Annotated in this window: 5 protein-coding genes; 2 read left to right on the plus strand and 3 right to left on the minus strand. The window is 69.6% G+C overall.

What is annotated here, in order from left to right:
- Positions 1-661: 661 nt before the first annotated feature.
- Positions 662-2,101 carry a hypothetical protein gene (locus ACFVJQ_RS45310; RefSeq protein ID WP_385791803.1) on the plus strand — a complete coding sequence of 480 codons (1,440 nt, stop codon included), beginning with the start codon at positions 662-664 and terminating at the stop codon, positions 2,099-2,101.
- Positions 2,098-3,552, plus strand: coding sequence for a hypothetical protein (locus ACFVJQ_RS45315; protein ID WP_385791805.1), 1,455 nt, complete (start codon positions 2,098-2,100; stop codon positions 3,550-3,552). Before ACFVJQ_RS45310 ends, ACFVJQ_RS45315 begins: the two co-directional genes overlap by 4 nt.
- A gap of 297 nt (positions 3,553-3,849) precedes the next feature.
- Here the strand turns inward: ACFVJQ_RS45315 and ACFVJQ_RS45320 are convergent, their stop codons facing one another.
- From ACFVJQ_RS45320 to ACFVJQ_RS45330, 3 genes are all read right to left on the minus strand, one after another.
- Positions 3,850-4,080 carry a hypothetical protein gene (locus ACFVJQ_RS45320; protein ID WP_385791807.1) on the minus strand — a complete coding sequence of 77 codons (231 nt, stop codon included), beginning with the start codon at positions 4,078-4,080 and terminating at the stop codon, positions 3,850-3,852.
- Positions 4,081-4,168: 88 nt separating this feature from the next.
- Positions 4,169-5,029, minus strand: a complete 861-nt coding sequence (locus ACFVJQ_RS45325) for a hypothetical protein (protein ID WP_385791809.1) — start codon at positions 5,027-5,029, stop codon at positions 4,169-4,171.
- Positions 5,030-5,202: 173 nt separating this feature from the next.
- Positions 5,203-5,613 (minus strand): hypothetical protein, encoded by a 411-nt coding sequence (locus ACFVJQ_RS45330; protein WP_385791811.1) that lies wholly within the window; start codon positions 5,611-5,613, stop codon positions 5,203-5,205.
- Positions 5,614-5,805 lie beyond the last annotated feature (192 nt).

The raw sequence follows: 5,805 nt of genomic DNA on the forward strand, positions 1-5,805 counted from the left end.
AAACGCTCGACTGGGAAACCCCAGCCGAGCGTCTGCATAAACTGCTCGCGACTTGATCAACTCACCGCGTGTTGCAACGACCCCCTGAATCCACCCCACAGGCCCGACCACGGCTGTGCCGTGAGTCGAGGACGGGACATCGCGTCTGGTCCACGGTCGCCGGGCCAGGCGAGCGCCTGGGCGACCACGTGACGCTCGTCCACCGGGCCGTCCGCGATGCGCAGACGGCAGCCTCCCGGCCTCCCCTTGGCGCCTGCGTAGTGCGCCATCCGGACCTGCGCACCGGAAGATCAGGAATCCTCGGGCCGACTGCGCAGCCGGACCGCGCATCCCGACTGCGCAGGATCCTTGGCCGGTTGCGCAGGCCGATTGCGCACCGCCCGTTCGGGGCTGCGCAGTCGGGTGCGCAACCGCTGCGCATTGGGGTGGAGGGGCGTGGTCGGCCCGACCATGAGCCCGACCACGGCAGCTAGACGGGCATGTTGCCGGATCGTGACCGATGGTCGGGGCTCATGGCCGTCAGCCTGGTCGGGGTCGGCGGGTGAGCTGACCGCATGGATCACACGTACGCCCGCGCACCCAGGACCGACGACCGCCCCATCGCGGCGGGCCCGGTGTGCTGCCCTAGCCGCCACGCGCGGCCCGTGTCGGGGGCGCGGCGGTGAGCCGCTTCGGGGCAGGGGTCCGCAGGGGCGTGATGGCGGGCGATCAGTTCACCCAGATCGCCAACGGCCTGTTCCGCGACAGCCGGTTGTCCTTCAAGGCGAAGGGGATCTTCGGGTATGTCAGCACGCACCGGGAGGGCTGGCAGGTCACCTTGGCCCATCTGGTCGCGGTGGGTCCTGACGGGCGGGAGGCGGTCCGCGCCGGCCTGAAGGAACTGGAGCGGTACGGCTACCTCATCCGCGAACGACTGCGCCGGGCGAACGGAACGCTCGGCGAGGTCGTCTACTCGATCACCGATCGCCCCGCCGCCACCCTCGACGTCGCCCTGGTGGAAGCCACCTCCACCCTCGTGATCGAAGACGAACACGATGGCGGCTTCGGGGCGGGTATCCGGCGCGGGGTCATGGCGGGTGATCAGTTCACCCAGATCGCCAACGGCCTGTTCCGCGACAGCCGGCTCTCCTTCAAGGCGAAGGGGATCTTCGGGTATGTCAGCACGCATCGGGACGGCTGGCAGGTCACCGTCGCCGAACTGGTGCGCCGCGGCCGCGAGGGCGTCGACGCGGTCACCACGGGGCTGGGGCAGCTGGAGCGGCACGGATTCCTCTACCGCACCCGCGAGCGGAATCCCAACGGCACGCTCGGCCAGGCGCTGTACTGCATCACCGATCTGCCCGGCCTGCAAAACCCCAGGTCGCAACCAGAGTCGGGTTTTCCAGGATTGGCTGAGCCTACGTTGGCTGATCCCGGCACTAAGAACACCAAGAGAAAGAAGACCAACAAGCAGAACACCAGATCCGTCCCTCCGTGCGGCGCCAGCGAAGCCGCGCGAACACCGGAAGGGACCGGCCAGCCGGGCAGGCCGACGTCCCCGCCGGCCGCGCCCGCGGCGAATGAGATGCACCCGGGGATCCGGCTGCTGCTCGAACTCGGGGCGGCTCGCCCCCAGCTGCTGCTGACCGGCAAGGCGCTCACCGATCAAGGCCGCGTCGTGACCGTGATGCTGGAGTCCGGCTGGAGCCGCGAGCAGCTGCTGCACGTCATCGCCGCCCAGCCTCTGCCCCACCCGGTGCGGACCACGGTCGGCGCGATCATCGCCGCTCGGCTCCGCGCCGCCCAGGCTTACCCGCCGCCCGCCATCGCGGCCGACCACCACGACACACCTGCCTGGGACGACCTGCCGCCCCGGTCGACCAGCTCCGCGGCCGCGCGCACGGTGAGCGAGGCCCTGACCCACCGGGCCCTTGTGGAATGCGCCGGCTGCGGCGTGCCCGGAACCGCCCCCGGCGAGGACCTCTGCCCGGCCTGCCTTGGCTGGCCGCTCTGCCGCACCTGCCCCGGCCCCACCCCCCGGCGCGCCCATCCCGATGGCGACGGCCGCTGCACGACGTGCGCCTCTGCCCTGACCGATCAACCGGAAGGAAGCAGCCCGTGACAGGCACACACCGCACACCGCCGCCAGCCGCGGCCGCGCACCACGAGCGCCCCTTCGCCCGGGACCCGGGGCGGTGGGAGAGGGAACGATTCCGCGCCTTGCGGACCGGTCACGTCCCAGGCAGCACCTGCTCGGCCGCGTGCGAGCCCGTCCTCGTCTACGAACGCACCCCATGGGGCTGGCTCGCCTGGACCGTCCCTGGAGACGGCAGCCCGCCTGAGATCCCCCACCAGATCGGGGTGCTCACCCCGGCCGCGACCCGCATGCAGCGCCTGTCCCTGCGCTGGCTGACCCGGCGCCCCGCTCAGCGCATCGCCCTGGCCACTGTCCCCGGATCCCTGCGGCTCTCCGCCGCTGCCGTCGCCCTCGTCAGCCTGCTCACTGGACTGTTCGCCGCCAGCCACGGGATCCCCATCGACGTCGTGCTGCCGGCGATACTCCTCGCGCCGCTGCTCGCCGAGCACCTGCCCAGCTGGCTGGACGCCCGGGCCCGCGAACACGTCCGCACCGTCGAAGGCGACGGCCCCTGCCTCTACCTGCAGCGCCTCGCCGCGCTACACACCTCGCTCGTCCAGGCCGCCGCCGGCAGCGACCGCTACGAGCTGCGCCGCTCGGTCGAGCTCGGCCAGCACCTGCTGTGGGACGCCGCCGGCCTGCTTCAGACCCAGGACACCCGCGCGGCCTCGGACCAACTTGTCGCCCGTGAACGGCTGTTGCTCCAACTCGCCCACCAGGTAGCCCAGATCATCGAGCGCTCCGCCTCCGAGGACGGCGCAGCGGACGCGGACCAGACCCGCGCCTCCCAGCGGCCGATGGGCTCGCACTCGCAGCGCGTCCGGCCGGCTACATCCCTGGCGCCTCATCCCACCCCCAACACGTCACTCTTGAAGGGAAGCCTCCTCATGCCCGAGCACGAACCCAGCCCGGCTGTCCGTACCTCGGACGTGTACCTGCTCTTCGCACACGAGCCGTACTACCCCGGCCCAGGAACCCAGGAGATCAACACCACGGTCGTCGCCGCCGACTCCCTGCTCCACCCGCAGGTGCGCCAGCCCGACGGCGCCCGGATTCACGAGCGCCTCACCCAAGGACGCGAGCAGGGCGAGATCGTCCCGCTGGCCACCCTCACCCACGAACTGGGCGGCGGCGCTGACTGGCCGACCGTCGGCGACTGGGAGCGCGTCACCATTGACCTGCTGCAGCTTGTCCGCTCCGGGGACTGCGATGCTCTCAGCCTCGGTCTGCCCGAGATCGCGCGCGCCCTCGTCTGCACCGGCCCGCACAGCCACGTGCGCGCCTACGACGCCGCAGCCGACGACTTCATCGCATACGGGCCCGCTGAGCGCGCCGCCGTGCTGGCCGAGGTCGACGCGTTCCTCGCCAGCCTCGTGGCCGAACAGGATCTGTGGCCCGGCGACGGCCTGCTCGCCCCGCTCGCCCGACCCGCCTGAGCTGGCCAGAAACCCAGGTGATGGGCATCCGAACAACCGGCCTCGCAGGAGTGGAAAGTTGACATGCTGATCGGATTCGAAGGGCGGGCGGTGTGGGCCGATCTCCAGCGCGTTCTCCACCAACTTGCACAGAGAGCCCACTATGACAGGCGGTTCGCACGTTGACCGCTGCCGCCTTCTGAGGGACGCAGCACGGTGCCCCAGGCCATGGCCTGGGGCACCGCTTTTCGTTCCTACCGTGCACGAGACAGGCTCACTCGGAGACCGCCATTCGCTCCGGCAGGGAGCACGGGCCAGTCACCGCGCTCGGCGATGTAGGTCAACAGGTCGTAGGGGACGTGGATGGTGTAGACCCGGTCCTCGGCGCCGGCGGCGCGCGGCGTCCATGGCCAGGGCGGCGGCGCGGGGGCCGTCCTTCCCGCCCGAGAGGTTGAGGATGTAGATGTCGGCCTTGTCCGGGACAAGGTCTGCCAGGGGGTCGGCGTCGTGTTCGGTGGGGAACAGGCCGAGCTGCAGGGTGCGGCTCATGAGCGGAGTTCTCCTTGTGAGCTGAGTTGGTGGCCTGTCGGCCGGGCGTTGCCGCGCCCGGCCGACAGAGGGGTGACGAGCAGGCGCCTCAGGCGTGCGGCTGCCGGCGCGCGTCCTTGAGGACGGGCCCACCGCCGTGCTCCCGGGCGCACTTGAGTACGGCTGACAGCAAGGCGGCGGTGTCCGCGGCGTAGGTGAGGCCCTTGCGGGCAGAGCGGTAGACCTCGACGAAGCTGTCGTTGAAGTCGTCCCACTCGGCGAACCAGCCGCCGTGGTCGTCCATCGCGTGCTGGGAGCTGACCTCGTGCCCGTCGGCGGTCGTGCCGCTGATGGTGATCTCGGAGCCGTCGGCGAGGGGGATGCGCAGGTACGTTCCCGCGCTCTCGTGGACGGGGATCCAGTACAGGCCCTCTGCCTCCAGCTGGCCCACGAGCGCGGTGGTGGCGTCGCCGGGCAGGTCGGCGAGCTGGAGCTCACGGATGGAGTGGGTGAGCGTGATGTCGAGGATCCGGAGGGTGGAGACGTCGACACGGACGGCCTGGGCTTGCTCCTGGTTCTTGACGGTCCAGTCGTAGAAGTGGCGGACGTCGTCGCCGGTGGGCAGGACGGTCGGGCCGAAGCCGGTCAGGGAGCCGTCCTCAAGGACGCGGGCGAACCTGAAGAAGCGCTTCACCTCGTGTGCGCCGTCCGGGAGTTCCGGCAGGAGCGTCGGTGTGCCCTGGCCCGGCAGGTCCTCGATGGAGGTGAGCGTGCTGGCCACGACGAGGTGGTGCTCGGCGAGGTTCATCCGGGCGGTCTCGTGGCGGGAGGCCCAGTAGTTGTGCCAGTAGCGGGTGGGCGAGACCGAGTGCAGCGCGGTCGTGTCGTACACGGTCCGGCCGTGTGCGTCGTATGCCGTCACGGTCCAGTAGACGGTGCGCTGTTCGGGGGTGAGAGGTGATGTGATCACGTCTGCTCCTGAGTCGGGTGGTGACCGTTTCAGGTTGCCGCCTGAAATATAAAATCAATTATACTCTCTTTCTGGGGGGGGGTGCAACCCCTTTTACGGGAACCTGCGCAGGTCAGAGCTCGGTCAGACGGCGGCCACTAACCCGTGATCCACAAGGAGCGAACGCCTGTCGGTCAGGACTCGGGAATCTGCTCCACCTGTTCGGTCCGGGTGTTGTACTCGGCGACGATCTCCCGCAGCGACTGGGTCCACGTGACTGTGTCTGCGATTGGGCGGTGTTCGTTGAGGGCTTGAGCGTGCAGTAGCGCTTCGCGAACCGCGTCGGTCACTGTGGCGGGATCGGCACCGGTCTCGGCGTAGAGCGCCTCGTACTCGTCACGGAGCTGGGCGAGCTGACGCTTGCGGTCGGCGATCTGGTCCAGGATCCCCTTCGGGGCGGGCGATTCGCTGGGTACCTCCCGGTTCACCTTCGCCAGTTGAATGACGAGCTGTGTGCAGGTCCACAGCTCGTCATTGAGCTGGTGCTCAAGTTCGTCGAGGTCGACCACATTCGCCAAGGGCTTCGCTGCCCACCAGACGTCCATGCAGGCTTGCCGCACCTCTCGAACGTGGTAGTCGTTCCTCAGGTCGGCAAGGAGAACGGCCCGCCCCTCCCAGCGTTTCCTGAAGCGGCGCAGCGTTAGAGGTCGTTTTCTCCCGATGTTTCATCCCGGAATTGGTGTTTGATCCCGAGGTGTCGGGTCGCGCCAGGAGATGGTGTGCTCGCCGGTGAGGCG

Source organism: Streptomyces sp. NPDC127197 (assembly GCF_042672405.1).
GTDB classification, from domain to species: domain Bacteria; phylum Actinomycetota; class Actinomycetes; order Streptomycetales; family Streptomycetaceae; genus Streptomyces; species Streptomyces flavusporus.